This is a genomic window from Microbispora sp. NPDC004025 (assembly GCF_053604425.1).
On sequence record NZ_JBSGHN010000022.1, the window covers coordinates 31,083 to 57,485 of the forward strand.

Annotated in this window: 21 protein-coding genes and 1 tRNA gene; 6 read left to right on the forward strand and 16 right to left on the reverse strand. The window is 71.5% G+C overall.

Annotation, left to right across the window (positions count from 1 at the left end):
• Positions 1–76 precede the first annotated feature (76 nt).
• The 3 genes from ACWEQG_RS36125 to ACWEQG_RS36135 form a co-directional block, all read right to left on the reverse strand.
• Positions 77–1,531: an MFS transporter gene (locus tag ACWEQG_RS36125; RefSeq protein WP_363471929.1), complete on the reverse strand. Its 1,455-nt coding sequence runs from the start codon at positions 1,529–1,531 to the stop codon at positions 77–79.
• A gap of 214 nt (positions 1,532–1,745) precedes the next feature.
• On the reverse strand, positions 1,746–2,459 hold the full coding sequence (locus tag ACWEQG_RS36130) for an SGNH/GDSL hydrolase family protein (protein ID WP_452291800.1): 714 nt from the start codon (positions 2,457–2,459) through the stop codon (positions 1,746–1,748).
• A gap of 93 nt (positions 2,460–2,552) precedes the next feature.
• Positions 2,553–4,097 carry a flavin-containing monooxygenase gene (locus tag ACWEQG_RS36135; RefSeq protein ID WP_452291802.1) on the reverse strand — a complete coding sequence of 515 codons (1,545 nt, stop codon included), beginning with the start codon at positions 4,095–4,097 and terminating at the stop codon, positions 2,553–2,555.
• 203 nt (positions 4,098–4,300) lie between these two features.
• Here ACWEQG_RS36135 and ACWEQG_RS36140 point away from each other — a divergent pair, with 203 nt between their 5' ends.
• The 3 genes from ACWEQG_RS36140 to ACWEQG_RS36150 are packed head-to-tail and all read left to right on the forward strand — an operon-like array spanning position 4,301 to position 7,631.
• Complete coding sequence (locus ACWEQG_RS36140) at positions 4,301–5,848, forward strand: flavin-containing monooxygenase (protein ID WP_452291804.1); 1,548 nt, start codon at positions 4,301–4,303, stop codon at positions 5,846–5,848.
• On the forward strand, positions 5,845–6,708 hold the full coding sequence (locus ACWEQG_RS36145; protein ID WP_452291806.1) for an SDR family NAD(P)-dependent oxidoreductase: 864 nt from the start codon (positions 5,845–5,847) through the stop codon (positions 6,706–6,708). The genes ACWEQG_RS36140 and ACWEQG_RS36145 overlap by 4 nt, the downstream gene beginning before the upstream one ends.
• A 5-nt stretch (positions 6,709–6,713) precedes the next feature.
• Entirely contained in the window at positions 6,714–7,631 is a 918-nt protein-coding gene (locus tag ACWEQG_RS36150) for an alpha/beta hydrolase fold domain-containing protein (RefSeq protein WP_452291886.1), read from the forward strand.
• A gap of 39 nt (positions 7,632–7,670) precedes the next feature.
• Here the strand turns inward: ACWEQG_RS36150 and ACWEQG_RS36155 are convergent, their stop codons facing one another.
• The 11 genes from ACWEQG_RS36155 to ACWEQG_RS36205 are packed head-to-tail and all read right to left on the reverse strand — an operon-like array spanning position 7,671 to position 19,663.
• On the reverse strand, positions 7,671–9,224 hold the full coding sequence (locus tag ACWEQG_RS36155; RefSeq protein WP_452291808.1) for an MmgE/PrpD family protein: 1,554 nt from the start codon (positions 9,222–9,224) through the stop codon (positions 7,671–7,673).
• The gene (locus tag ACWEQG_RS36160; RefSeq protein WP_452291810.1) at positions 9,221–9,775 is read right to left on the reverse strand and encodes a flavin reductase family protein; all 555 of its coding nucleotides are present in this window, start codon (positions 9,773–9,775) and stop codon (positions 9,221–9,223) included. The genes ACWEQG_RS36155 and ACWEQG_RS36160 overlap by 4 nt, the downstream gene beginning before the upstream one ends.
• 4 nt (positions 9,776–9,779) lie before the next feature.
• The gene (locus tag ACWEQG_RS36165) at positions 9,780–10,724 is read right to left on the reverse strand and encodes a diacylglycerol/lipid kinase family protein (RefSeq protein WP_363471917.1); all 945 of its coding nucleotides are present in this window, start codon (positions 10,722–10,724) and stop codon (positions 9,780–9,782) included.
• A 27-nt stretch (positions 10,725–10,751) separates the two neighbouring features.
• Complete coding sequence (locus ACWEQG_RS36170) at positions 10,752–12,122, reverse strand: cytochrome P450 (protein WP_452291812.1); 1,371 nt, start codon at positions 12,120–12,122, stop codon at positions 10,752–10,754.
• A 28-nt stretch (positions 12,123–12,150) separates the two neighbouring features.
• Positions 12,151–13,470 carry an FAD-dependent oxidoreductase gene (locus ACWEQG_RS36175; RefSeq protein ID WP_452291814.1) on the reverse strand — a complete coding sequence of 440 codons (1,320 nt, stop codon included), beginning with the start codon at positions 13,468–13,470 and terminating at the stop codon, positions 12,151–12,153.
• Positions 13,464–14,633 (reverse strand): flavin-containing monooxygenase, encoded by a 1,170-nt coding sequence (locus tag ACWEQG_RS36180; protein ID WP_363474126.1) that lies wholly within the window; start codon positions 14,631–14,633, stop codon positions 13,464–13,466. Before ACWEQG_RS36180 ends, ACWEQG_RS36175 begins: the two co-directional genes overlap by 7 nt.
• Before the next feature lie 15 nt (positions 14,634–14,648).
• Positions 14,649–15,125: a hypothetical protein gene (locus ACWEQG_RS36185; RefSeq protein WP_363474124.1), complete on the reverse strand. Its 477-nt coding sequence runs from the start codon at positions 15,123–15,125 to the stop codon at positions 14,649–14,651.
• Between the two features lie 16 nt (positions 15,126–15,141).
• On the reverse strand, positions 15,142–15,648 hold the full coding sequence (locus ACWEQG_RS36190) for a type II toxin-antitoxin system RatA family toxin (RefSeq protein ID WP_452291816.1): 507 nt from the start codon (positions 15,646–15,648) through the stop codon (positions 15,142–15,144).
• Positions 15,641–16,933 (reverse strand): aspartate aminotransferase family protein, encoded by a 1,293-nt coding sequence (locus ACWEQG_RS36195; RefSeq protein WP_452291818.1) that lies wholly within the window; start codon positions 16,931–16,933, stop codon positions 15,641–15,643. Before ACWEQG_RS36195 ends, ACWEQG_RS36190 begins: the two co-directional genes overlap by 8 nt.
• Positions 16,934–16,943: 10 nt before the next feature.
• Positions 16,944–18,080 carry a hypothetical protein gene (locus ACWEQG_RS36200; protein ID WP_452291820.1) on the reverse strand — a complete coding sequence of 379 codons (1,137 nt, stop codon included), beginning with the start codon at positions 18,078–18,080 and terminating at the stop codon, positions 16,944–16,946.
• 14 nt (positions 18,081–18,094) lie between these two features.
• A complete protein-coding gene (locus tag ACWEQG_RS36205) occupies positions 18,095–19,663 on the reverse strand; it encodes an aldehyde dehydrogenase family protein (RefSeq protein ID WP_452291822.1) in 1,569 nt (522 codons plus the stop codon).
• Positions 19,664–19,901: 238 nt separating this feature from the next.
• On the opposite strand from ACWEQG_RS36205, the gene ACWEQG_RS36210 reads away from it, so the two are divergent.
• Together ACWEQG_RS36210 and ACWEQG_RS36215 are read left to right on the forward strand one after the other, a co-directional pair.
• Positions 19,902–20,906, forward strand: coding sequence for a bifunctional lysylphosphatidylglycerol flippase/synthetase MprF (locus tag ACWEQG_RS36210; RefSeq protein WP_452291824.1), 1,005 nt, complete (start codon positions 19,902–19,904; stop codon positions 20,904–20,906).
• 29 nt (positions 20,907–20,935) lie between these two features.
• Positions 20,936–21,020, forward strand: a tRNA-Arg gene (locus ACWEQG_RS36215).
• Positions 21,021–21,064: 44 nt separating this feature from the next.
• On the opposite strand, the gene ACWEQG_RS36220 is transcribed toward ACWEQG_RS36215, so the two are convergent.
• Positions 21,065–22,555: a helix-turn-helix transcriptional regulator gene (locus ACWEQG_RS36220; RefSeq protein ID WP_452291826.1), complete on the reverse strand. Its 1,491-nt coding sequence runs from the start codon at positions 22,553–22,555 to the stop codon at positions 21,065–21,067.
• On the reverse strand, positions 22,546–23,553 hold the full coding sequence (locus ACWEQG_RS36225; protein ID WP_452291828.1) for a ParB/RepB/Spo0J family partition protein: 1,008 nt from the start codon (positions 23,551–23,553) through the stop codon (positions 22,546–22,548). The genes ACWEQG_RS36220 and ACWEQG_RS36225 overlap by 10 nt, the downstream gene beginning before the upstream one ends.
• Positions 23,554–24,908: 1,355 nt before the next feature.
• Between ACWEQG_RS36225 and ACWEQG_RS36230 the strand changes: the two genes are divergently transcribed.
• Entirely contained in the window at positions 24,909–26,360 is a 1,452-nt protein-coding gene (locus ACWEQG_RS36230; RefSeq protein WP_452291830.1) for a condensation domain-containing protein, read from the forward strand.
• Positions 26,361–26,403: the final 43 nt, after the last annotated feature.

The window sequence follows — 26,403 nt, forward strand, 5'->3', positions numbered from 1 at the left end:
CTCCCGAGGAGGGCCGGTCATCCGAGGCCCGGTCATCTGAGGAGGGCCGGTCATCCGAGGAGGGCCGGTCATCGCCTCAGCGGCCCGCCCCGGCCCGCTTGGGCAACAGGAAGATGAGGACGGCGGTCACCGCGGCGACCACGAACGTGCCCAGCGACGCCATCGCGAAGGCGTGCCCCGCGGCCTCCACCGGCCCGTCCGCCTGCGGGTGGAAGGAGTTGAAGAACACCGCGCCGATCACGGCGACGCCGAGCGCGCCGCCGACCTGCTGAGCCGTGGACAGCGACCCGGAGGCCATCCCCACCGACTCCGGCTTGATCCGGCTCAGCACGGTGTTCAGCAGCGGCGTGATGAGCAGTCCGCCGCCGACGCTCTGCAGCATGAGAGTGGGAATCACCAGCGCCGGAGTGAGCCGCGGGCCGAACAGCAGCACGACCGTCGTCGTCAGGTATCCGAGGGCCAGAATGATCGCGCCGACCTCGAGCACGCGCCGGCCGTACTTCGGCACGAGCCGGCCCGCCACCATGCTGAAGATGAAGAAGACGGTCGCGGCGGGCGTGTACACCAGCCCCGCGCCCAGCGCCGACATGCCGAGGCCCTGCTGCATGGCGACCGACAGCGACAGGTAGTACGAGCTGAGCAGCGCGTACACGGCCAGGACCAGCACGATGCCCAGCGAGAACGAGCGCTGGGCGAACAGCGACAGCGTCATCAGCGGATCGCCGCCGCGGCCGGCCACGGCGCGTTCGATCACGACGAAGACCCCGAACGCGATCAGGCTCGCGGCGAAACACGCCCAGATCCACCACGGCCAGCCTTCCTCCCGCCCCTGGATCAGCGGGAAGACCGCCAGCAGCAGCGCGACGCTGAGCGCCAGCATGCCGGGGATGTCGAGCTTGCGGGCCGCGGGAGAGCGCGACTCCGGGACGTACGCCAGGGCGAGCAGGAGCGTGACGACGCCGATCGGCACGTTGACCCAGAACACCGCCCGCCAGTCGGAGCCGAAGATGTCGGCTCCGATCAGCAGGCCGCCGACGAGCTGGCCGCTGATCGTGGCCATGCCGATCACGACGCCCAGGACGCCGAAGACCCGGTGCCTTCCCTTCTCGGGGACCAGCACCGTGACGACGGCGAACACCTGGGGGACCATCAGGGCCGCGCCCACGCCCTGGACGACTCGCGCGGCGATGAGCGTTCCCGGGCTCGGCGCCATGGCGCACGCGATAGACGAGAGCGTGAATATCGCCATGCCCAGGACGTAGATCCGCTTGCGGCCGAACAGGTCCGCCACGCGACCACCCGTGATCATCAGGGTCGCGTAGCTGAGCTGGTATGCGGCCAGAATCCATTGCAGGTCGCCGACGGAGGCGCCCAGATCGGCCGCGATCGACGGGGCCGCCACCACGACGATGAACGAGTCGAGGATCGCCATGAACATGCCGACCATGACGAGCGACATCGCTCCCCAGGGGATCGCCGCCTCCTCCGTCGGCGCCGCGGGGGCGATCACCTGTTGCCGGTCCCTGGTCACATGACCTCCCTGTTCCTGCGCCTGTCGCACTGCGCCTGCCGTACGTGGGACTCCCCGCCGGCCCTCGGCACGACGGGACACGAAGAGAACAGGAAGAGCATACGCCCGTACGTATTTCTTCTTCAACGCTCTCATGGCGACGGGCCGGCGGCGGGAGCCGCCGGCCCGTGCGCGGAGCCGGGACCGGGAGATGTGGCCGGTCGGGCGCGGCCGGTCAGGTGTGCCGGGGAGCGTCTTCGCCGGACCCGGCCCGGTCGCGGCCGAGGACGCCGGCCAGCGCCTTGACCATCTCCGCCGCCATCACCGCCTGCCCGGACGTGGAGAAGTGGATGCGGTCGGCGCTCAGCAGCGTGTCGCGGTCGTTGACCGGGTGGCTCCACATGTCGATGACGACAGCGCCGTACTCGGCGGCCAGGCGGCGGACCATGTCGTTCAGCGTGGTGACCCGGTCGCGCCAGTCGGGGAAGACCGGCACGACGAAGGCCCGGCCCAGGGTGAACGTGGTCAGCCGCGCGCCGGTCCCCGCCGCCAGGTCGTACATGCGCCGCAGCGTCGCCTCGATCTCGCCGAAGTCCGGCTGCCGGCGGATGATGTCGTTGGCGCCGCACGGCACGTGCAGGAGATCGGGAGCGAACTCGAGCATCCGCCCGGCCTGCTTGTCGAGCGTCTCGCCGGTGGTCGCCCCGACCTCCGCCGTGTTCAGGTACTCCAGGTCCGGCTGGACGCGCCGCAGGATGCCGGCGAGCCGGTCGGACCACCCCTGGTCGAGATAGCCCGGACTGGGATCTCCGGTGCCGGCCGACAGGCTGTCCCCGATCACGGCGTATCGGCGCCAGGGGGCTCCGGACAGCATCCTGACGGCGTCCTCCGCCGTGACGCAGTAGGGGTCCGTCTCTTCGGTCAGACCGATGTGCGCGGTGGTATCCATTGGAAAAGAATACGATCGACCGTATTCACCAGCAAGGAGCCTCGACGCCTCGGCCCGCGGGACGTACCGCGCGCCGGCCCCGAGGCGTACGCCTCACTGACCGCCGGCGGAGGACCCGGCCCGCGGGTTCACTTGCGGGGCGCCCTGCGCGGCCCGGCCGGACAGGATGAACGCCCTCGGATCGGGGCGCCGGGTGGCCTTCCAGTAGGACGTGCCGGTCCCCGGCCACGAATGCCGGTTCTGCCCGGTGTGGTCGAGGAACCAGCTGTGGCAGCCGCCGGTGTTCCAGACCGACCGGTTGAGCTTGCCGTGCAGCCAGGCGTTGAACCGGCGCTGGACCTCCGCGCGCACCTCCAACCGGGTGGCCCGGCGCGCCTTCATCATGCGGAGGCACTCGACGATGTAGTGGAGCTGCGACTCGATGACGAACAGGATCGACTGCGCTCCGCCGCCGGAGTTGGGCCCCATGATCATGAACATGTTCGGCATCCCGGCGACGGTCATGCCCAGGTAGGCGGTCATGCCGTCGCGCCAGGCCTCCTGGATCGACAGCCCGTCCCGGCCTTTGATCGGGATGTCGGCGCACCGGTTGTGGGTGCGGAACCCGGTGCCGAGGATCACCACGTCCGCCTCCCGGACCTCGCCGGACGCCGTCCTGATGCCGGTCTTGGTGAACTCGGCGATGCCGTCGGTGACCAGGTCCACGTCCGGGCGCAGCAACGCGGGGTAGTAGTCGTTCGACAACAGGATGCGCTTGCACCCGATCTTGTACCGGGGGGTGAGCTTGGCGCGCAGTTCCGGATCGGGAACCTGCTTGTCCAGCATGCGCCGCGACGCCAGCTCCAGGATCTTGACGAACCGCGGGTTGAGGAAGGCCAGGACGGGGAGTTCGTGCGTCCAGTACGCGACGTTCCGGTAGAGCCACTGCGTGAACGGCAGCGTACGGAAGAGCCGGTGCTCCCACGTCTTGAACGGCCGGTCGGCCTTGGGCAGCATCCAGTGCGCGTTGCGCTGGTAGACGTCGACGTGCGCCGCGACCCCCGCGATCTCCGGGATGAACTGCACGGCGCTCGCCCCGGTGCCGATCACCGCGACCCGCTTGCCCGCCAGTTGCACGGAGTCGTCCCACATGGCCGAGTGGAAGACCGGGCCCTTGAAGCGGGCCATGCCGGGGAAGTCCGGGACGTTCGGCAGGTGCAGCGCCCCGTGCGCCAGCACGACGATCCGCGGCCGGTACTCCTGGCCCGACCGGGTGCGGACCCGCCACCGGTCGTCGGCCTCGTCGAACTCGTACGACACCGCCTCGGTGCCGAACCTGATGAAGGACTCCAGCTCGTGGTCCTTGGCGACGCTCGCGATGTAGTCGAGGATCTCCGGCTGCCGCGCGTACATCCTGGACCATTTGCGGCTGGGGGCGAAGGAGTAGGAGTACATGACGCTCGCCACGTCGCACGCGCAGCCCGGATAGGTGTTCTCGCGCCACGTCCCGCCGACGCCGTCGGCCTTCTCCAGCACGACGAAGTCGGACATGCCGGCGCGGAGCAGTTCGATCGCCATGCCCAGCCCGGCCATTCCGGCCCCGACTATCAGGACGTCCGGTGTCTCGGCCGATTCCGTCTCCGCTGGCGTGAATCCCATGGGACCTCTCCTCACCTGCCCGGTCGTCGACGGCGAAGGTCCGGGGCACCGGACATCGCGGCCGTTGCGGCACCCATGGTCCCCAAGCCCCCTGAAACACCGCTGTCCGTCGGCGGGGCCGGGTTTCAGAGGCACGTCAGGCGGGGTTGCGACAATCGCCGGGCGAATCGCGCAGACGGCGATGACGAGAGATCGGATCGCGCGTGGACTCTACAGACTCGAAGACGCCGCTCGACGTCGTGGCCGCGGTCACCGGGGACCCGGATCCGGCGGAACCGCCGGAGCGGCACGCGCACATCATCGTGATCGGCGGAGGACTGGCCGGCGTCGCCGCCGCGGTCCGCTTCCGCCTCAAGGGATGGGACGACTTCCTGATCCTGGAACGCGGCGACGACGTCGGCGGCACCTGGCGTGACAACACCTATCCCGGGGCGGCGTGCGACGTGCCGTCCCACCTGTACTCGTACTCCTTCGCGCTCAACCCGGACTGGACGAGGTCGTTCTCGGAGCAGACGGAGATCCAGGACTACATCCGCCGGGTGGCGCACCGGTACGACATCCGCCGCAGGCACGTGTTCGGGTGCGAGGTCACCGACGCCCGCTGGAACGACGCGGCCGGGCGGTGGGAGCTGCGCACCTCCAGGGGGCGGTTCACCGCCGCCGTCCTGGTGGGCGCGTGGGGCGCGCTCTGCGAGCCGGCGCTGCCCGACATCCCCGGGCTCGACACGTTCGGCGGGCCGATCTTCCACTCGGCCCGCTGGAGCCACGAGGCGGACCTGACCGGCAAGAGGGTCGCGGTCATCGGCACCGGCGCCTCCGCCGTCCAGATCGTCCCCGCCATCGCGGACCAGGTCGCCGAGCTGCGCGTCTACCAGCGCACCGCCCCCTGGATACTGCCGCGCCTGGAACGCCGCTACACCAAGCCGGAACGGCTGGCCTTCCGCCATCTGCCGTTCTACCGGCGGCTCGTCCGCTCGGTCCTGTACTGGGCGCACGAGGCCCAGGTCGTCGGCCTGGCGAGGCGGCCGATGCTGCTCAAACCCGTGGAGCGCCTCAGCAGGGCCAAGCTGCGGTACGAGGTGCGCGACCCGGAGGTACGCCGGCAGCTGACGCCCGACTACCGCCTGGGCTGCAAACGCATCCTGCTGTCCAACTCCTACTACCCCGCCTTCAACCGTGAGCACGTGCGCCTGGTGACGGCGCGGATCGACAAGGTGGGCGTCGACTCCATCGCCACCGCGGACGGCGGCCTCCACGACACCGACGCCATCATCCTGGCCACCGGGTTCCAGGTGACCGACTCCCCCACCTACCGCAAGATCTTCGGCAGGCACGGCAGGACCCTCGGCGAGGTGTTCGACGACGTCGGCCGCAAGTGTTACAAGGGCACCGCCGTCGCGGGCTTCCCGAACCTGTTCATCCTCGTGGGCCCCAACACCGGCCTCGGCCACAACTCGATGATCTTCATGATCGAGTGCCAGGTGAACTATCTGGTCGAGGCCGTCGAGACCATGCGGCGGCGGCGCATCCGATCGGTGGAGGTGCGCGCGGACGCCCAGGACCGGTTCTCGCGGACGCTGCAGGACAAGCTGGCGCGCAGCGTGTGGAACACCGGGCGCTGCGCCAGCTGGTACATGGACAAACACGGCGCCAACACCACGATGTGGCCGGGCTTCTCCTACGAGTTCCGGCAGGTCACCCGCACGTTCGACCTCGACGCCTATCACACTTCCCACGCGGAGACCCCATGACCAGGAGAACCGGAACAACCCGTTTCACGGGAAAGGTCGCCGTCGTCACGGGCGCGGGCTCGGGGATCGGGCGGGCGCTCGCCCTGCGCCTCGCCGGGTCCGGCGCCGCTCTGGCGATCTCCGACATCGACGCCGCCGGCCTGGCCGAGACCGCCGACCGGTGCAAGGCCGGGGGCGCCGACGTCAAGGCCGACCACCTGGACGTCACCGACCGGGACGCGGTCGCCTCCTACGCCGGTGACGTCCTCACCCAGTTCGGGAGGGTGAACCAGCTGTACAACAACGCCGGCATCGCCTACTACGGCGAGGTCGAACGGGCGCGCCTGGAGGACGTCGAGCACATCTTCAAGGTCAATTTCTGGGGCGCCGTCTACGCCACCACCGCCTTCCTGCCCCACCTGGTGGCGTCCGGAGACGGGCATCTCGTCACCGTCTCCAGCCTGTTCGGGCTCATCACCTTCCCCGGCCAGAGCGCCTACAACGCCTCCAAGTTCGCCGTCCGCGGGTTCACCGAGGCGCTGCGCCAGGAGATGCTGGCCGCCCGGCACCCGGTGCACGTGACCTGCGTCCACCCCGGCGGCATCAGGACGGGGATCACCCGGCGCCTGGCGGTCGCCGACGGCCTGGACGGGGACGCGATCGCGGGCGTCTTCGACCGGCGGCTGGCGTTGCACAGCCCCGAGATGGCCGCCGCCGTCATCCTCGACGGCGTGCGCAGGCGCAGGGCGCGAGTCGTCATCGGCGCCGAGGCCAAGGCCCTCGACTGGCTGGCCCGGATCACGCCCTCCGGTTCACAGCGGACCGGCGTGCTGATGGCCCGGCTGCTCGGGCTCTCCCCCTCGCCCCGGAGCGCGCTGTGACGGCGATGCCGACGCTTCCGCTGCCGCTCGCGTCCGCGCTGCTGGCGCCCTACTACCGCCTGACCTTCCACCACCGGGTGCCGTGGCCGGTCCAGCGCGCTCTGCTGAACGCCGTGGCGCGCCTGCAACCCCTCCCGGCGAACACGACGGTCTCCAGAGCGTGGCTGGGGGGCCGTCCGGCCGAGCGGGTCGTCGTCGGCGCCGCCCCCTCGTCCGAGGCCGTGCTCTACCTCCACGGCGGAGGTTTCACCACGGGGTCGCCCGCCACGCACAGGTCGCTGGCCGCCCACCTCGCCCGGGAGATCCGCCGTCCCGTCTACCTCCTGGACTACCGCCTCGCGCCCGAGCATCCGTGCCCGGCCGCGCTGGACGACACGGTCGCGGCCTTCGACGCGCTGGCCCGTGTCACGAACTCGGTCGCCCTGGCGGGCGACTCCGCGGGCGGCGGCCTCGCCCTCGCAGCCGCCCAGGTGCTGGCCGCCCGGGGAACGGCGCGGCCGGCCGCGCTGGCCCTCGTCTCCCCCTGGGCGAACCCCGGCGTCCAGGCCGACCGGCGCCGGGATCTCGTGGTCAGCCGCACGTGGGCCTTCGCCTGCGCGGCCGCCTACCTCGGCGACGGCGACCCCGCCGACCACCGCTACGCGCCCGCGCTGGGAGCGCTTGCCGGGCTTCCCCCGACCTACCTGCACACCAACACGCGGGAACTGCTCTATTCGCAGTGCCGTACGCTCGCCGACGCGCTGCGCGCGGCGGGGGTCGAGGTGCGCTACGTCGAGCACGCCAGGCTGTGGCACGCCGCCCAGGCGCAGGCGGGCCTGGTCAGGGCGGCCGCCGAGTCGGTGCACGACATCGGCCGTTTCCTGACCGGCGTCTGGTCCGGGCTCCGGCAGAGCGCCGGGCCAGGACACGGCTCGGAGCCCTGACGAGCCGGGCTCCTGCCAGGCCGTAAAGGCTCCAGGCCGTCAGGGCTCCGGCGGAGCCTCCACCGCGCGGGCCAGGACCGCGACGACCTGGTCGGGATCGAGGGCGTCCAGGCGTTCCAGCTCGGCCAGCACGTCAGGCGGTCCGCCGGTGGACAGGAACTTGCGGCCCACGATGGCGCCGTGGTCACGGCGCGTCGCGGGGCCGGCGGAACCGGTGAAGGCGTCGCGGCTCTCCGTGGCGGCCGCGCCGTCGGCCAGTTCGACGGTGACCCTGGCGCCGATCGCCATGGTGGCCTGCTCGAACGTCTCCTCCGGGCCGCCCAGCGCGGCCAGCAGGGCCGGCGCGGCGTCGCCGGTCCAGCGCACGAACTCCGGCCAGTCCAGCGCCCGGTCTCCGGCCCGGCGCAGCGACTCGCCCAGCGGCGAGGTGGCCTGCGCCATCCGGATCGACAGGTCCATGTCGTGCTCGACCACGACCTTCTCCGCCAGGGCCCAGCGCTCGGGGTCGGCCAGGGCCGAGGGAGTGAGGTCCGCGGGCCCGAACGCCCCGGTCAACAGCAGTGTGGCCACGCCGTACCCGACCGACAGGGTCGCGGCCGAGACGTTCGTGCGGGGGCCGTCGAGGTCCCGGGCCACCTTCTGCTCCATCTGCCAGGTCAGCAGCGATCCGTGGACGACCACCCGGCGGACCCGGGAGGCGTCGACGGCGCCGAGCCGCCCCTGCAGCCACTCGTGCAGCCGCTCGGCGCAGTCGAACGCGGCGTGCAGGTAGGCGCTGCCGGGGAAGCGCTTGTAGGTCAGGGTGTCGGTGTGCCACCGGCGGCCGAGACCGGTGGTCACGATCTCCGGCAGCGGGACGGCCGACAGCGCCGTCAGCAGGCCCTCCGGGTGTTCGAGGATCGTGGCCGGCCCGGTCAGGCCGTGCGCCGCGCCGTCGCACCCGTCGAGCGCCATGCGGACGGCCGCCGCCGCCGACAGCGCCTTGACGTCGCTGGTCACGACCGCGTGGTGGAGGGGGACGGGCAGGGTTCCCAGCGCCAGCCCCAGCCCCGCGACCCATTCACCGGGAGCGGCGTCGCGGGCGCGGAGGCGGGCGGCGGCCGCGCCGGCCAGGTGGCAGTGGGTGTTGGTCTGGCCCCGGAAGAACGGGCTGAGGATCGTCGCCGCGGTGATCCTCGCGGCGCACTCGTTGGCGGTGACGATCGTGGCCAGCAGCGTCCGCCCGTCCAGCCGCTCCGGCCCGGCGTGCGCGATCGCGACGTTCACGCCTCCCGTCGAGACGTGCCCCGCGTAGGCGACCTCGTCGAAGTCGAGCGCCGAGGCCAGGGCGGCCAGCACGCAGGCCGACCGGGCGGGGTCGGCCTGCAGCGGCGGCCCGAAGGCCGCGACGATCGCCCGTCCGGCGGGGTGGCGCAGCGACGCGCGCACGGCCGCCAGGTTGGAGATGAGCTGGCTGCGGGCCGCCGCCAGCGTGGCCGCGGGGATGTCCTCGTACGTCACCGCGTGCGCCCAGGCGGCGAGCCGCGCCGTGAGGCTCGCGGGCGGCTCGGCGGGCTCTGCGGAGGTGACGGCGGCGGGCCGGGTGGTCGTCATGACCCGCCTCCCCTCCCGTTCACGGCGTCGGGCGGCGCGACCTCCAGGTGCCGGTAGGAGCGCTCGTGCCAGACCAGCGGACGGCCCTGCCCGACCCGCGTGTTCGTGAGCCGCCCGTACACCACGACGTGGTCGCCGATCTCGTCCAGGGAGTACAGGTCGCACCACCCGACCGCGAGCGCGCCGGCGATCACCGGGCTACCGTCGACGAGTTGCACCTGGCCCTCGATCCCGGCGAAACGCGAGCCCTCGCCGGGCGACCGGCTGAACCGGTCGGCCAGGCCGGCCTGGTCGTCGGTCAGCAGATGGACCGCGAAGCACCCGGCGGCGCGGATCGCGGCCAGGGTCTGGGAGCAGGGGCGCACGCAGCACATCAGGAGCGGAGGGTCCATCGACACGCTGGTCACGGTGCTCACGGTCGTCCCCGACCAGCCGGACGGGCCGCACGAGGTGACCACGGCGACGCCGGCGGCCAGCTTGCGGCAGTAGTCGCGGAACGGCTCGGCGCCCAGGGACGGAGCGCTTCCCCGCACGGAACTCGCACTGACCACGCGATCACCTCTCACTGAACCACGACGGCGCGTCGGCCGCGGTGAGGACGGTCAGTGCGGCCGGGACGACGTGGACGTCGTAGGACGGGGTGGTCCGCGGCATGAGCTCCCCGTCGTGCTCGTACAGCAGGGGCTGTCCGTCCAGGCGCGCGACGGTGATCCGTTCGCCGCGCCCCCACCGCACCCCCGGCACGTCGTAGACACGGCCGTACAGCGCGGCCTGCCCGAACTCGTCCATGTCCACGGCGGCGGTGACGACGGTGATGTCGAGCTTCCCGTCGTCCACGATCGACTCCGGGACCAGGTGCAGCAGGCCTCCCCGGTAGCGGAAGCCGGCCACGATCGTCTCGATGACGTCCCCCTCGTAGACGACCTCGCCGTCGACGGTCACCCGGCCCGGGTACGGCACGTAGCCCTCCATGGCGGCCAGGGCGGCCGCCATGAGCAGCTCCCGCCCCCTCCCCGCCATCCTCCTGGCCGCGAGCAGGGTCTCGGCGAACAGACCGCTGCCCGAGCCCAGCAGCACCAGGTGGTCGTTCTGCTCGATCCTGGCCAGGTCGATCGTCCGGCTGACGGCCTCTCCCCGCAGCGCCGACCCGGCCACGCTCTCCCACGGCTGGTCGTTCCACAGCCCCCGGTAGCTGGAGTTACCGGTTCCGGCCGGCGCGATCAGGAGTGGGGGAAGCGCGGCGACGCCCGTCTCGCGGGCCTGGCAGAGGCCGGCGGCCACCTCTGAGACCGTGCCGTCACCGCCAACGGCGACGAGGATGTCCGGAGGAGTGGCGGCGGCGGCCAGCTTGTAGGCGATGCCGGCCGCGTCGCCCGCCGCCGTGGTCGCGAAGACCTCCACGTCGGCGGTGCCCACCTCCCTCATGGCGTTGACGGCGGCTTCGCCGTCGCCGCCGGCCGCCGGGTTGACGACCGCGGCGACGCGCACCTGCTGATTCATGTTCACACCTTTCGCGACGCTCCGGCGTCAGTCGCGTCTGCGCACGACGCGAAGACGCGCGCCCTGCTTGGGGATCATGGTGATGTGGCGCATCGCGCTGCCCTCGTCACCGGGGTCGACGGTCTCCAGGTCCACCGCGCGCAGCAGCGCGGCCATCACGTTCTCCACTTCCACCTGGGCGAACGTCGCGCCGAGACAACGGCGTACGCCGCCGCCGAAGGGGATCCAGGCGTTCTGCGGCGGGCTGCCCTCCAGCCACCTCTCCGGGCGGAAGCTCCGCGCGTCGGGACCCCACAGCCGGGGATCGATGTGCACGGCGCCGACGGACGGCAGCACGGAGACTCCGGCGGGCAGCCGGTAACCGGCCAGTTCGATGGGCTCGGTGAGGCGCCGCGCGACATTGTGGATCACGGGCCGGACCCGCAGCGCCTCCTTGAAGACGGCGGTGCGGTAGGGGTCCTTCGGCTCGTCCAGCCCGTCGCGCACCCGCGCCAGCACCCGTGGGTGGCGGACCAGGCGTTCGAACAGCCAGGCGAGGGCGACCGCCGTCGTCTCGTGCCCGGCGACCAGGAGCGTCATCACCTCGTCGCGTACGACCACGTCGTCGGGCTCGTCCTCAAGCAGCATGGACAGGGCGTCGGAACGGCTGCCGCGCGACGGATCCCGGCGCCGCCTGGCGATCTCGGCGTGGATCAGCTCGTCGGTGTGGTCGAGACTGCGTACGTAGTCGCGCCACGGCCACACCTTGCCCAGCTCGGGCCGGATCCAGACCAGGATGTCGGACAGGCGGATGTCGGACACGCGGCGCAGCGCGCGGCCGAGCTCGTCGGCGCGCCGCAGGTCGTCCACGCCGAACACGAGCCGCACCATGATCTTGAGGGTGAGCGCGTAGGCCCGCTCCAGGAACCTGAAGGGCCGGTCCACCGGCCAGCTCAGCGCCTCCTCCGTCGCCATCTCGCGCATCGCCTCGGCCATCGTGGCGATCCGCTCGTGATGGAAGGGCGGCATCATCCGCTTGCGGGCCGGCTTGTGCTCCGGCGCGTCCAGCGTCAGCACCGAGTGGCGGCCGACGATCGGCACCAGGAGGGAGTTGCCCTCGCCCGCGTGGAAGACCTCGGGTGCGCCCCGGAAGACCTCCCGGATGTGTTCGGGATCGCGCAGGATGACGAACGGGCCACCGGGCACGACCCGCAGCGTGACGATGTCCCCGAACCGGTCGTGCATCTCCGGCAGGTAGTGCTGGCGGCCGTGCCGGAAGCGGATGGTCTGCCAGAGCACCGGGTGAGACGGACCCGGCGGCATCCCCTCCGTCGAGGCGTCGACCGACACGCGGCCGATCGACGCCGACGACATCAACCGCTCGTTGGCGGTCGCGTTGTCGCTGCCCAGGCTGTCCATCGGTGTTCCTCTCTGCGGGGACGCGACCTCACGACACGTCGGACACGGCGGTGAGATGCGACAGATAGCGGTCCAGCGCGCGGTCCACGAGACGCCCCCGGGGCACCCACGGGCCCTTCGCCCGGATCCAGGGCAGGCGACGCGCGGCGTGCGCGTCGCCGTGCTCGTCGCCGTGCGCGATCCAGGACGCGAGCCGGGCGCCGTGGTAGACCGAGGCCGCGAGCCCGTGCCCGTTGCACCCGCCCGCGTAGTACAGCTCCGGTTCGTGCGGATGGCGGCCGACGACCGGCAGGCCGTCGCGCGTCACGCCGATCGGTCCCGCCCACACCGACTCGAGCTCCACCTCGGCCATGAGCGGGGACAGCTCCCGTACCGCCGCGCGGAGCTTCCCGGGGAACGGCGCGGACGAACCGTACGGCCCGCGCCGGATCGCCCCTCCGCCCACCACGAGCCGCCCGTCGGAGGTGAGCCGGAAGTACGGCGACAGCTCGCCGTGCCCGATCAGCGGCTCGGCCGCGAGCGGCGACAGCGCGGCGAGCACCGCGTCCGGCAGCTTCTCGGTGACCCCGGCCTGCACCCGCACGCCCACGACTCCCGCCGGTGCTCCCGGGCCGCCGTACGCGTTGGTCGCGATGACGACGTGGTCGGCGACGACCTCGCCGTGGTCGGTGACGACGGTGATCAGCAGGCCGGGCCGCACGTCGCGGACCGGGCTGCGTTCGAAGACGGTCAGTCCGCGCTGCTCGCCGATCCGCGCCAGGTGCGCGGTCAGCGCCGCCGGGTCCAGGGTCGCGGCGGGCGCGTACCGCAGCCCGCTGACGTAGGACGCGCCGATCCTGGGCAGCGACTCGCGGGTGACCAGCGGGATGTCCAGGCCGAGGGCGCGGGCGGCCTCGGCCTGGCGCGCCTGCTCCTCGGCGGCCGCGTCGCCGGACGCGACGACGAGCTGACCGCCCGGCGTCAGGTCGCAGGGGATCCGGTGGCGCTCCACCAGGTCGAGGACGTGCCGGACGGCGGCGACCGACCAGTGGTAGGCGGCCCGCGCCACGTCGTCGCCGTAGCGGCGGCGGGCGACCGTCAGAGCCGGGCCGATGCGCGGCCCCAGCAGCCCCGTGCCCCGGCCGCTCGCGCCGGCCGCCACCTGGTCGGCCTCGATCACGACGACCCGGCGGTCCGGGTCGAGTTCCAGCAGTTCCACCGCCGTGGACAGTCCGGTCAGGCCGGCGCCGACGACGGCGACGTCACAGCGGTGCCGGCCGTGCAGGCGGGGGCGCGGGCCGGTGGAGCCGGCGCCGGCCCAGTGCGGTCCGAGACCGTTCGCCGGGCCGTCCGGCCGCCCGCTCACCATGCGATCCCCAGGACCCGGAGGGGGTTGAACCGGCGGGTCCCGGTGATCGCCTCGGCGATCGCGTGTGCGTCCAAGGCCATGTCGGGCAGCTGCCCCGGCGGCAGCCGGAACCCCTGGAAGTACAGTCCCGGCGCGTGCGGGGCGCACCTGCCGCCGTGCACGGCCGGCCGTCCGCCGGGCCTCTCCAGCACGCCGAGGTGCCCGACCAGCCCGTCGATGCCGGGCCGCTGGCCGGTCGCGGCGACGACGACGTCCGGCTTGATGCCGGCGCCTCCCTCGAGCATCACGGCCTTCCCGTCGAACCCGGTGACGCCCGGGACGATCTCGATCGACCCCTCCCGGACGGCGGGGATCAGACCGCGGTCGATCGCGCCGTAGGCGTGCCCGATCCGGGCCGTGCCCGCCAGGGTCCCCTCTGTGGGCGGGGCCAGGCCGTACGGCGTGAGGTCCCCCCAGTGCCACCGGTGCATCAGCAGACTGCCCCGGTTGACCAGCCAGTCCGGCAGCGGCCCGTGTTTGATGGCCTGGCTCAGCAGCGACGTGACCGGACTGAGCTTGAACAGCACCGGGGTGTTCCGGATCGACATGCGCACCCGGGACGCGCCGGCCCGCATCACCGCCACCGCGATGTCGATCCCCGTCGGCCCGCAGCCGACCACCAGGACGTCCTTGCCGACGTAGGGCTCGGGCACCCGGTAGTCCCGGGCGTGCAGGAACTCGCCCTCGAACTCGTCCAGGCCGGGCCAGTCCGGCACGTACGGCGTGCGGTGCAGGCCGGTGGCGACCACGACGTTCGCGGTCGTCAGGTCGCCGCCGGAGGTGCGCACCACCCAATGGCCGTCCTCGCGGTCGATCCGCCGCGCCTCGGTTCCGAACCGGATGTCCGGATCCAGGTCCCGGACGTACGCCTTGATGTAGGCGAGGAAGTCGTCCCGCATCGGCCAGGGGCCGTACTCGGCCGACAGCTTCCTGCCCGGCAGGTGGCTGAGCCGCCGCCAGGAGTTCATCCGCATCGAGGGGTAGTAGCTGTGCCAGGTGGAGCAGGGGACCTCGCCCCGGTCGAGCAGGAGGGGGTCGAGTCCCGCCGCCTTCAGCGTCCAGGCGACCGCGAGACCTCCCGGCCCCGCGCCGATGATGAGAGGGCGTTCCAGACTCTGAGACATCGCGTTCCTCACCGGTCAGATCCGCGTGGGGACGGCGAGCTCCGCGTCGTCCCGCCCGAAGACGCGCCTGTCGAACTCCGCGAACTGCGGGATCACCGCGGGTTCGAACGGCACGCTGAAGGACTTGAGGAAGTTGCCGAAGAGCGCGCGGTCGCCGCACAGGTGGATCGGCACCACCAGCAGGGCCCACTCGAAGCCGGCGACGGCGGCCCACACCCCCACCACCACGGCCTGGGTCACCATGCTGTGCATCGTGTTGTAGAGCACGTAGTAGACCTTGGAGATGGGGCGGCCGCGGGCCCGCCTGAAGGCGATCGCCCCCGGGATGTAGCCGATCACGTCGATGTAGGCGAACAGCGCCACGGCCGGCAGCCATCGCACCTCGCGGATGTGCCAGAGGAACAGCACCGAGCACACGACGAGGGCGACGGCGTACTCCGCGCGGAGCAGCCGGTAGGTGACCAGGCTCTGGAAACGGTTCGCGTGGTCCATGCCATCCTCCCGGGGCCTAGGCCGATTCGACGGCCGCGCGCTGACGTTCGAGCCGGGCGCGTACGGCCACGGCGATCGCGGGCTCGCCGACGACGGTCGCCTCTCCGAGCAGCCGGTGCACGATGGTGGCGATCGCCTCCTTGAGCACCTTGGCGGCGATCGGCTCCAGCACTCCGGCCAGGCTCGGGATGCCGAAGTCGAACGTGGCCTCGAAAGTGATCGCGCAGCCCGTCGCGGCGGGCACGACCTGCCACGTCCCGCGGAACACGTCGAAGTCACCGGCGGTCTGCTCGAAGACGATGCGGCGGGCGCCGCGCTGGATGTAGTCGGCCTCCGACCAGCGCAGCGGGCCGTTGCGGAACAGGATGTCCCACTCGCTGACCAGCGTCTCGCCGTCGTTGTCCCGCACGACGACCGAGCGCACCTCGTCCACGAAGTCGGGATATCGCTCGAACTCGGTGATCCGCTGGAACGCGAAGTCCGCGTCCACCGGCGAGTTCAGGGTGAGTTCGACACTACGCATCCGCATGCACCTCGTACTCGGGGTTCTGCTCGGCGACCAGCGCGACCGCCCGCTCGAACCGTTCCAGAAGGAAGGCGATCTCCGGTTCGCCCAGCGTCGCGGGCGGCGTGAGCCGGACGACGTGGTCGGAGCTAAGTGACACGTTCGCCACGACGTCGTGGGCGACCAGTGCCATGAAGAGTTCGATCGCCGTCGCGGGGTCGGCGAACTCGATCCCGATGAGCAGGCCGACGCCGCGCACCTCGTGCCGCTGGTGGACCAGGCCCGCCGCCGTGATCCGCCGCAGTTCGGGGGTGAGCCGCTCGCCGAGCCGGGCGGCCCGCCCGACCAGGTCGTCCTCGCGGATCGCCCGGATCGCGCCGCACACGGCGGCCATGGCGATCGGAGCCGCGGAGAAGGTGGAGGTGTGCAGGACCGGATCCCGGTCGAGGACCGCGAAGGTCTCCTCGGTGGCGATGGTCGCGGCGACCGGCAGGACGCCGCCGCCGAGCGCCTTGCCCGACAGCAGGATGTCCGGGCGCACCTGTTCCAGGTCGACGCCCCACCACGCCCCCAGGCGGCCGAGGCCGGTCTGCACCTCGTCGGCGACCAGCAGCGCGCCGTACTCGGAGCACACCGCGCGCACGTCGCCGAGGTAGCCCTCCGGCGGGATCACCACGCCGCCCTCACCCTGGACGGGTTCGACGATGACGCAGCACTCGCCCGGGTGCCGCCGCAGGACGGCGGTGAGCGCCTGCACGTCGCCGTACGGCACGTGCGACACATCCGGCAGCAGCGGGCGGAACGGCTCCCTGAAGGCGTCTTTCGCGGTCACCGACAGCGCGCCCAGCGTCTTGCCGTGATAGCCGCCGGTCATCGCCACGAGGTGACGCCGCCCGTTGAGCCTCGCGATCTTGATGGCGGCCTCGACCGCCTCGGCCCCCGAGCCGGAGAAGTGCACCCGGGTCAGGCCGGGAGGGGTCACCGAGGTCAGGAGCTCGGCGGCGCGGGCGGCCACCGGGTCGAGGAAGATCCTCGTCCCGACGGGGTGCCTGTGCAGCTGCCGCTCGACCTCGGCCACCACGATCGGGTGGCGGGCGCCGGTGATGAGCACACCGTATCCGCCGACGTTGAGCAGGCGCCGGCCGTCGCTGGTGGTGAGCCACGCGCCCGACGACTCCACCTCCACCTGCCCGCCCAGCACCTCGGCGAGGCGGGCACGGCCGGAGCTCATCGTGCGCCGGTACACGGCCGACACCTGTTCGTCGCTCATCCCGGCGTCGTACGTCACAAGGTTCTCGAGCATCGGCCGGCCCTCACGAGACGCGCAGGACGTCGCCCTGGAAGTACGCGGCCAGGTGCCGGCGCGTACCGGAGCGCGAGGGCGGGTGGAAGGTGACGCAATGAGCGGCCGCGGCGAGGTAGGCGACCTCCGGCGAGGAGATGAACGCCATCCCGCCCAGCGCCTCGACGGCCCGCTTCTCGGCGTCCAGGATCGCCTCCTGCGCGCCGTACCGGGCGATCATCGCCTTGGCGAGGGCGGCGTTGTCGCTCTCACGCGCCATGAGCTGCCCGGCGATCCGCTCCAGCAGGAGCGTGGCCGTCTCCAGCCGCACGCCGAGTTCAGCGGCAAGGTCGGCGCCGAGCTTCCCGCCCGCCAGCGCCCGCTCGGCCAGCGCGCTGACCATGCCCAGGTAGCAGGAGGTGATGAGCATCTCGAACCACATGAAGCCGATGGTCTGCAGCTCGTCCAGCTCGCCCCGCTCACCGACCTCGGTGGGGACGAGGAGGCGGTTGTCGACGTACACGTCGGTCAGCCGCACCTCGTCGCTCTCCGCGCCGGCCAGCACGTCGCTCCCCCAGAACGGATGCACCGACAGCCCCGGCGTCTCCTTGGGGACGAGCATCAGCATGACCTCCGACCCGCCGTCCTCGCCGGGCACCGCGATGCTCGCCGAGAGCAGGTCCATGGAGCGCGACATGCTGCAGGGCCGCTTGGACCCGTTGACGACGACCCCGTCCTCCTTGCGTACGCCGGTGACGGTGGGCGACAGGATGCCCTGGCCGGGATTGCCTTCGGCGAACGCCGAGGACACCAGCAGGTTCTGGGTGGCGATGCCCTCCAGCAGCGCCCACTCGACGCCGCTGGAGCGCAGGCTCTCGGCGAGGGCGAAGATGGTCGCCACCGAGAAGTGGTGCATCGTCGAGGCCACCGACAGGGAGGGGGCCGCCGCGCCGATCGCGCGGGTGACCTGGATCGCCTCCATCGGCGTGACGCCGCGCCCCTCGTACGCCTTGGGGATCACCAGCCCCGGTCCGCCGCTCGCCTTGAACAGCTCGAGCGCGGGGTTGCCCGGTTTCTCCAACTCGAGCAGCGGAACGGCCGCCAGCTTGGCATGCAGGCCCGGCAGGTGCCGCTCGCAGACCTCGCGTGCTTCGTCCATCGTTCGCATGGAGCCGCCCCTTCTCAGGCCGCCGACCCGGACTCGCCGGTGACGATCGAAATGCCCTGCAGGTGCGTGGCCCGGAGGGCGGGATAGTTGGCCTCGCCGAAGGCGCCGCCGGTCAGCCCGGTGCCGCCGTGCGACGGCAGGGGCGCGGTGAACGCGATGTGCGAGTCGTTGACCTTGAGCAGCCCGCCCCCGGCGACCTCCGCCACGTACCTGCCGATCACGGATTCGTCCCTGGCCCACAGCGAGTTGCGCAGGCCGTACCGGTTGGAGTTGACGAACCCGATGAAGGTGTCCAGCAGGATCTCGTCGTCCGCGGGCTCGGGCACGACGACGGGCAGCAGCGGGAAGAACGTCTCCTCCCGCACGGCCTTGAGATCGCGGGCACCGCCCAGGCCGTCGATCCGGAGCACCGTCGGCTGCAGGAAGAACCCGGAGGCGTCCGGGGTGCCGTCGATCTGCATGCCCTGCCCGCCGGTGACCACGGTGGCCCCGGCCTCGACCGCCTCCGCGAGGAACTCGTCGAACCGGTCGTGGCGCAGCACCGGCGACAGCAGCACGCCGTCCTCTTCGGGGTAGCCGGGCCGCAGCGCCTCCGCCCTGGCCGCCAGCCGGCCGATCAGCTCGTCGGCCACCTCCGGGTGGACCAGCGCCTGGTTAGGGACCATGCACAGCTGCCCGGACCCGTAGAAGCTCTCCGTCAGCGCGGCCGCGGCCGCGTCCAGGTCGGCGTCCTTCCAGATCAGCACGACGTCGTTGCCGGCCAGTTCGAGGATCGGCTTCTTGCCCGTCTCGACGCAGCGGCGCTCGATCTTCAGCCCGCTGGGGGTGTCGCCGAAGTACATGATGTCGTTGACGTGCGGGCTGGCGATCCAGGTGTCGAGCATGCGCCCCGGGCTGCCGCAGACGATGTTGAGCGTGCCTGGCGGGGCGCCGAGCTCCTCCAGGGTCGGGGCGATCATGGTACGCAGGACGTGGGAGACGGCGAACGGCGCCGCCCGGGGCGCGCGGACGACGACGGCGTTGCCCCCCGCGATGCTCACGGCGCCGAGCAGCGCGCTGACCAGCGGCGCGTTCGCGGGCGGGCTGACGCACACCACGCCGTCGGCCTGGCGCCTGACGATGTTGCGGCGGCCGTCGACCGTGAACTCCTGCCACATCTGGCCGCGCAGGAACTCGACGGTCTCCGCCCTGGTCAGCTCCAGCATCCCGGACAGCTCCCAGCGCGCCAGCTCGACCGGGTGGCCCTCCAGGGTCAGCATGTGGATGAGCTCGTCGCGCCTGTCCAGCAGGACGCGCCGGATCAGCCCGGTCCAGGCGTCGAGGCGCGTGGACAACGGCGCCGATCGCCAGATCTTCGTGGCCTCCGCCGCCGCGGCCAGCGCGTCCTCGATGGTCTCGTCCTCCGCCAGCGCGACGCGGCCGGCGATCACGCCGGGCGGCGCCTCGTCGAGGGACATCACGCCGGATTCCAGCCTGCGTTTCAGCGTCAGGCTGGCGAACGAGTCGTCCAGAACCGCGCGCGGCCGGAGGCTGTACACCCATTTGCCGCTCTCGACGTCCTTACCTCGAACAAAGCTGCCCAACGAAGGCACTCGTTGGGTTTCGGTGATGTTCGCCGCCACCACGACCCCGCAATCCGCGTTCCAGGCGTTTCTGACAGCCGGTGGCGCGTTTTCGAAGCGCACCGCCGAGGACATGCTTCGCAAGTATTGGAGCCGGCCCTGACACAGCCCTGACATCACCGGAGGCGCGGCGTCGACCCGGCGTCAGAGGAGGTCCCTATGGTCGGGACCGACGAACTCCGAATCGTTGGGAGCAGGCATGAAGGCGCCCGACTCGCCCCGGTTGCAGAGCCGGGACGACATCCTGTCCGGCCTCGAACGGCACGCGGACAATCCGAGCGCGTTCCTCGCCCTCAACCGCGGCAACGAGTACTTCGCCTGGCCCGGTATCGACGGTTTCGTGTGCTACCGGCCGCACGGACGCCGGTGGCTGCAGTTCGGCGGGCCGTTCACGGACGCCGCGACCAGGAAGGAGCTGGAGACCAGGTTCATCGAGCACGCCCACGCCGCCGGCCGCCGTGTCATCGGCGTGCAGCTGCAGCGCGCGGACGCGGATCTGTTCGCCGAGCTGGGATTCACCGTGAATCAGGTCGGCGCGTCCTATGCCGTGGAGCTGGCGGATTTCAACCTGCGCGGGAAACGGTTCCTCAAGCTGCGCAACAAGATTTCCCGCGCGCTGCGCGCAGGCCTCGAGATAGCGGAGGTGGACGCCACCCGATACGCCGAGGACGTCGCCGGGATCGACGCACGCTGGCTGCGCGACAAGGGCCGCCACACCAAGGAGCTGACCTTCCTGATCGGCGAGATCGGCGGGGAGTGGCAGCCGCTGCGCAAGCTGTTCCTCGGGACGATCGGCGGCACGCCCGTCGCGTACGTCTCCTTCGCTCCCGTGTACGGCTCGCGCCCGGGCTGGCTGCACGACCTGAGCAGGCGCCTGCCCGACTGCCCGCCCGGCGTCATGGAGGCCATCAACTTCCATGCCGTCGAACACTTCCGCGCCCTGGGCACGCCCTGGCTGCACTTCGGCTTCACGCCCTTCACCGGCCTGGACGTGGAGCACGAGCTGCCGACGGCCAGCGGGGCGGGCGCGCGGATCATCCGGCTCGTCGCGGACCACGGCGATCGTGTCTACCCGGCGAAGAGCCAGCTGGAGTACAAGCTCAAGTGGGGTCCGTCGGCGATCCTGCCCGAGTATTTCGCCTTCGACGGCGGACTGTCGCCACGGTCCCTGTGGGCCTTGGTGCGAGCGACGAACATCCTGTGACCGGGAGGGATCCCGGCGACGCAGGACAGGGAAGGGTACTCGAAGCGGCCCAACGAGGACCGGGGCGACCCGGTCGGGTGCAAGCCCACGCAGGTTCGAATCCTGCCCCTTCCGCTTTCGACGACGTGAGTCCGGGCGTGGGAACCGTCCCGCCCGTCCTACCGCGGCTCGGCGTCCCGCCGGGGCCCGGGCGCGAGCACCGGGCCCGGCTGCGCGAGGAGCCGGCAGAGCTGGGTGCGGCTGGACACCGAGAACTTCCGGAAGATCCGCCGTAAGTGGAAGTTCACGGTGTGCGGTGAGAGCCCGAGCTCGTTGGCGACCTGCCGGTTGGTCATGCCGCGCGACACGAGAGTCGCGACCTCGCTCTCCCGGGCGGTGAGCGCCGGCGAGCAGGCCGGCCCGGCCTCGGGCGCGGCCGGCCGGGCCGGGCGGACCCCGGGCGGCGCCGGCGACCTCTCCGGCTCCTGCGACGGGACGAAAGCGGGGCGGGCGTCGTCGGCGAGGTCCAGCGGCAGCGACAGCGACCGGCCGTCGCCCCGGTACACGGCCCGCGCGTGCTCTTCGGCCACGGCGAGCAGCTGGACCTCGCGGTTGTCGCCGGCCAGCCGTTCGATCGCGCGCAGCGCCCGCTCGGCCAGCGCGGCGTCCCCCGCCCGGAGCGCGACGGCCACCAGCCAGGCCGGCCGGGTGACGTCCTCGGCGAAACACGCCGACTCGGTCGCGAGGAGATGCCACCGGTCCCGGATCTCCTCGGCGCCCGCGCGCGGACCCTCCTCCGCGGCCACCAGGGCGATCTCGGCGAAGGCCGCCCGCGCCCTGGTGTCGGCCGGAGTGTGCCGCCCGGTCCGGCCGTGGAACAGCTTGAGGCACGCGGCCGCCTCGTCACGGTCCTCGAGACGGAGATGGGTCACGGCCGCCACCGAGAGCGCGAGCTCGACCCCCATGATCGATCCCCGGCGCTGGGCGACCTCCAGCGTCTCGGCGGCGGACGCCAGCGCCTCCTCGAACGCGCCGGCCTGCAGGTGCAGGGACGACCGCAGGGCTTCCACCATGGGCTCGAAGGCCAGCAGCCCGCAGTCGTGGACACATGCGTCGATCTTGCCGACCAGCCGGTGCGCCTGGCCGCGCAGGTGCAGGTCGGTGAGCTTCCTGGCCAGGAGGACGAGAGCGTACAGGTGCCATTGGCCGCAATCGTGCCGGGACTGCTGGAGCGCGTACTGGTTCAGCCTGAGCCCCTGGAAGAGCCGGCCCGAGTGCCAGAGCCGGTCCGACTCGACACAGAGGTGAACGACTCTCGGGGGGCCGGGAACGGCGAGGAGTCTCTCGTCGACGTCCGCCTTCCAGCGGTCGGGATCGGGACCGACCACGGACTGCAGGAGCATCCTGAACGCCACGATGCTCATGTAGGCGGGCTGTGACCTGTCCAGATCGGCCAGGACCGCCTCGGTCAGGCCGAGCGCGTTGACGAAGTCGCCCCGGACGAAGCTGATGTTCGCCTGGTTGAGCCGCTCGACGGCCTCGCAGTCGACCAGGTCCTCGTACCCGGAGGCGATCAGATACAGGACGTCGCTGATGCACGAGGGGGCGGCCGCGGCGATGCCCGGCACGTTCGCGCCCGTGCCCGCCGTCTGCTTCTCCTTCATATCCATCGTCCCCTCGTCGGTCGCTTGTCCGATGCGGACCCGCCCACATCGCGCAGACGGCACGCGAGATCCCGCCATTCGGCGGCGCACCTGTCGGCCACGGCGGCCAGGACGAAGGCGGTGTGCGGGGGCAGTCCGTCGACGACGCCGGCCCATTCGCGGGGCCGTAGGACCCGCGAGAAGAACCACCGGATGGCGCTGCGGCCCGATTCCGTGAGCCGCAGCGAGGGATCCCTGCTCAACCGCCGCAGCACCCCGTCGACGGACGACTCCGTCACCAGGGCGTTCGTCACCAGGGCATCCGTCACCAGGGCGTCTGTCAGCTGGGCGTCTGTCAGCTGGGCGGCGACCTCACCGGGGTCGGCCTGATCCTCCTGCCCGGCCGCCTTCCCGGCGCCCGGTGCGGTGTCCTTGTCCTGCAGCATCCGTCTGCGCACTTCGCGGACGGTGTTGGGAGAGACGCCGGCCGCCCGGGCGAGTTGCCGGAGCGAGGCGCCGGGATTCCTCTCCACCAGTTCTCGCACGTGTTTGCGCCCGGCGCTGCCGTTCACCGGCCGCATACGGCCGTCCCTGCCCATGCGTTTCCCGGGCTCCTGACCCGGAGGTATGGTCCGGTCACGGATGTTCTTGACCGTCGCCGCGCTCAGTCCCGTGGTCACCGCCACCCAGCGGTCCGATCGGCCCGGGAAGTAACGCAGGATCTCGACCGCCGCGGCCACTCTGTCGGCGTACGAGAGCGGCAGGCCGTGGGCGGTGTTGGCCCGCACTGCGAGAGCGAACGCCTCACGCTCGTCTCCCGTGAACAGCACGGCGTGGATCGTCGTCTCGCCACGCCGCCTCGCGGCCGCGACGCGGTGCATCCCGTCGATGATCCGCATGGACGGGTGATGGACGATGATCGGTGGGAGGGCGACCCGTAACTCCGCCAGCACGCGGGTGTGCTCGACGTTCTCGCCCTCGAGACGCGGCGACCTCGGCGGCAGCAACGAGCCGATCGACAGCACCCGCGTCCTCGCGGCTGAGGGCAGGACCGGAAAATCGCTCCCCTGGCCCCCGCCACCACAATAATGATCCGGATCCGAACTGTTCCCACGATTTTCTTCCATGCGTCATCACCCATATGCAGAATGTGAGTCCAGCCCTCCCCGGCCTTTATCCGGCGACGGACGAGTGCGACATGGCCGGCCGGGCGCACACACCGTCCGGTGACCCGGCGGACACCGGGCGTATTCCATTTGCTCCCGACCGTTTCAGGAAAACCCCCGGATCGACGCACACCTTGTGCGATCTCGGCACCCGCCGGCAGCGCACAACGAACCTCCCGATGGTTTCATTGACCGATTTCATTCCTCGACCGACGCATGCTAAGCACGCCCCGGCGGCGGAGGCAATGTTTAAGCAGACGGATCGGCGCCGACCGGATCAGCGTTTCGCTGTGGACCGATCCGAATTCGGGCTCGTGCGCAATCCGAGTGGTGATTGTGCGGCGGATGCGACTTCTGCGACACAATCCGGCGCGTCCACGGAAGGAGCGGCGCGTCATGACACCGCGTGCACGAGGACGGGCCGGAGGTCCGGGGGGCGGCCACCGCTCACCTGGCTGCGGACACAGGTTGCCTGTTCATGCGCTTCGAGGAGTCGCCCGATCCGCGCCGCCCCGCCCAGTTCGATGATCGATACGGCGAGAGCTTCACTCGATGAGCGCGCCGAATAAAACGAGTCGACGACGCCGCGCAGGGCCGGTCGGAATTGACGCCGGACGCGCCTGCCACAGAAATGTATTTCGAGATTAACCCGGATGCACGCAAATCGTCAAGCCTACTGTCAACGGCACGTGGCACCGACGGGTCCCGGACTGCTACCGACCGCAGTCCGGCTTTCACGCCCTGCAATTTGAATATTCGACGACATCCGCCTGGCACGTTCCAATATCGCCATGCGGAAAAAGTGTGCGAGTGCACAGTCGTTCAGTTGCACACCCGGCGAGCGGTCTGAGCACGTACGGAACGGCAGTACCGGCCTGGGACGGTACGGCCGGCCTTGACGGCGCGCCGGGGTCGCGAATACGTTGACGATATTGCTTAGAGCGATCAGCCATTAGCGCCTGCTTCGTCAAGCCACGCTCATCCTCGCCGTTCACCGCCCGAGTCTTCCGGGACCTCTCACCCTTCGTGCGCGCACAGCGTTCGCACACAGCGTTCGCGCACAGGAAAGAGACGGGCAGGGTACGCGAAAGACCGCACAAGCGTTCACTTTCCCGTGCTTCCGAGAAAGCATCCACCGCTGAGATCGCCGAAGGCATCGGCTCGATCGCCGACGCCCCTCCGGGACCCGCACTCGACGACGGGGGAACCGAAACATGAGCAGATCGCGGGACGGCTCCGTGAGAACCGACTTCGGAACGGGCATCCGGAAGGGCAGGCCGCCGGGCGTCCTCCCCCGGCCGGCGAGTGGGACTCGTCCCAGCCGGGCCGGCGTGGAGCCCCCGGAGAAGGCGCCCACGACGCCGTCGTGGACCTATCCCATGACGCTGGAGCAGGAGTCGATATGGCTCGACGACCAGCACGGCGACGGGCCGTCCCACCACCTGGAATCGTTCGCCCTGGAGCTACGCGGGCACGTCGACCGGCAGGCCGCCGCCTTGGCGGTCGCCCGGATCGTGGCCCGGCACGAGGCACTGCGAAGCCGGTTCGTCCTGGACGGGGGCCAACTCTTCCAGGTCGTCCTGCCCGCGCGGAATGTGCCCGAGATGGCCCACCACACGTGCTCCCCCGAGCAGGCCGAGGCGAAGCTGCGCGAACTCGCCCGGCGGCCGATCGACCTGGCCGCGAGCCCCATGCGCGCCACCCTCCTGGAGATGTCGCCCGAGGCGATGATCCTCTGCGTCCAGTTCCACCGCATCGTGGCCGACGACCGGGCCATGCGCACCTTCGCGCGAGAGTTCGCCGAGCACTACCGCGCCTGCGTCGAACACCGTCCCCTGCGGTCGGCGCCGCCCCCCATGCAGCCCGGTGCGTACGCCATCCGGCAACGCTCGACACCACGCGACCCGGCGGCGCTGACCTACTGGCTCGGCAACCTGCGCGGCCTGTCTCCCGGCACGGCGACCACGATTCCCCCGACCCTGGCACCGGGGACACCACCCCACAGCGACCGGGTGGCCTTCGCGCTCGACGCCGCGCTCGTCGAGAGCCTCCGCGCCGCCTGCCGCAGGCTCCACACCACGCCCCTCGTTCTGCTCGCCGCGACGACGGCCCTCCTCCTGCACGCCGCCGGCGGCGCACGCGACGTCATCGTGGGCACCCCGGTGTCCTACCGGGGCGCCGCCGACCGCGATCAGATGATCGCCCCGCTCACCAGGCTCCTGCCGCTGCGGCTGCGGCTCGCCCCCGGCCAGTCGTACGCGGCCCTCGTCAGGCAGACCAAGCGGAAGGTCCACGAGGCCCTCGTCCACCGGAACGTGACCCAGCACGACCTCGTCCGGCTCGTCCGCAGGTCGCGGTCCGGCGCCCTGCGACTGTGCCGCACTCTGATCGTGGTCGACGAGCCCGAGCAGCCACGCATCGACCTTCCGGGCGTGACCGCCCGGCGGCTGCGCGTGGGGCCGGGGCCGTTGGGGGCCGACCTCTGTTTCACGTTCGTCGTCGACGGCGGCGAGCACCTCGGCTTCCTGGACTACGCGGCCCACCTGTTCTCCGCCACGACCGCACGGCACCTCGCCGAGACGTTCCGCACACTGCTGACGTCGTCTCTCGGCGACCTCCGCGGCGGTGGCCGCCAACCGGGGGACACGGTGAGAGCGGACACCTGACCGCACGGCCATCGCGTCTCGCACCTTTACATCCCCCGTACGC

What these genes read in the sequence shown, in the direction of transcription:
- ACWEQG_RS36130 (WP_452291800.1), bottom strand. Translation starts at nt 2,459, where the DNA reads ATGGATACCACCGCGCACATCGGTCTGACCGAAGAGACGGACCCCTAC.
- ACWEQG_RS36135 (WP_452291802.1), bottom strand. Translation starts at nt 4,097, where the DNA reads ATGGGATTCACGCCAGCGGAGACGGAATCGGCCGAGACACCGGACGTC.
- ACWEQG_RS36145 (WP_452291806.1), top strand. Translation starts at nt 5,845, where the DNA reads ATGACCAGGAGAACCGGAACAACCCGTTTCACGGGAAAGGTCGCCGTC.
- ACWEQG_RS36150 (WP_452291886.1), top strand. Translation starts at nt 6,714, where the DNA reads ATGCCGACGCTTCCGCTGCCGCTCGCGTCCGCGCTGCTGGCGCCCTAC.
- ACWEQG_RS36155 (WP_452291808.1), bottom strand. Translation starts at nt 9,224, where the DNA reads ATGACGACCACCCGGCCCGCCGCCGTCACCTCCGCAGAGCCCGCCGAG.
- ACWEQG_RS36165 (WP_363471917.1), bottom strand. Translation starts at nt 10,724, where the DNA reads ATGAATCAGCAGGTGCGCGTCGCCGCGGTCGTCAACCCGGCGGCCGGC.
- ACWEQG_RS36170 (WP_452291812.1), bottom strand. Translation starts at nt 12,122, where the DNA reads ATGGACAGCCTGGGCAGCGACAACGCGACCGCCAACGAGCGGTTGATG.
- ACWEQG_RS36175 (WP_452291814.1), bottom strand. Translation starts at nt 13,470, where the DNA reads ATGGTGAGCGGGCGGCCGGACGGCCCGGCGAACGGTCTCGGACCGCAC.
- ACWEQG_RS36180 (WP_363474126.1), bottom strand. Translation starts at nt 14,633, where the DNA reads ATGTCTCAGAGTCTGGAACGCCCTCTCATCATCGGCGCGGGGCCGGGA.
- ACWEQG_RS36185 (WP_363474124.1), bottom strand. Translation starts at nt 15,125, where the DNA reads ATGGACCACGCGAACCGTTTCCAGAGCCTGGTCACCTACCGGCTGCTC.
- ACWEQG_RS36190 (WP_452291816.1), bottom strand. Translation starts at nt 15,648, where the DNA reads ATGCGTAGTGTCGAACTCACCCTGAACTCGCCGGTGGACGCGGACTTC.
- ACWEQG_RS36195 (WP_452291818.1), bottom strand. Translation starts at nt 16,933, where the DNA reads ATGCTCGAGAACCTTGTGACGTACGACGCCGGGATGAGCGACGAACAG.
- ACWEQG_RS36200 (WP_452291820.1), bottom strand. Translation starts at nt 18,080, where the DNA reads ATGCGAACGATGGACGAAGCACGCGAGGTCTGCGAGCGGCACCTGCCG.
- ACWEQG_RS36210 (WP_452291824.1), top strand. Translation starts at nt 19,902, where the DNA reads ATGAAGGCGCCCGACTCGCCCCGGTTGCAGAGCCGGGACGACATCCTG.
- ACWEQG_RS36220 (WP_452291826.1), bottom strand. Translation starts at nt 22,555, where the DNA reads ATGGATATGAAGGAGAAGCAGACGGCGGGCACGGGCGCGAACGTGCCG.
- ACWEQG_RS36230 (WP_452291830.1), top strand. Translation starts at nt 24,909, where the DNA reads ATGAGCAGATCGCGGGACGGCTCCGTGAGAACCGACTTCGGAACGGGC.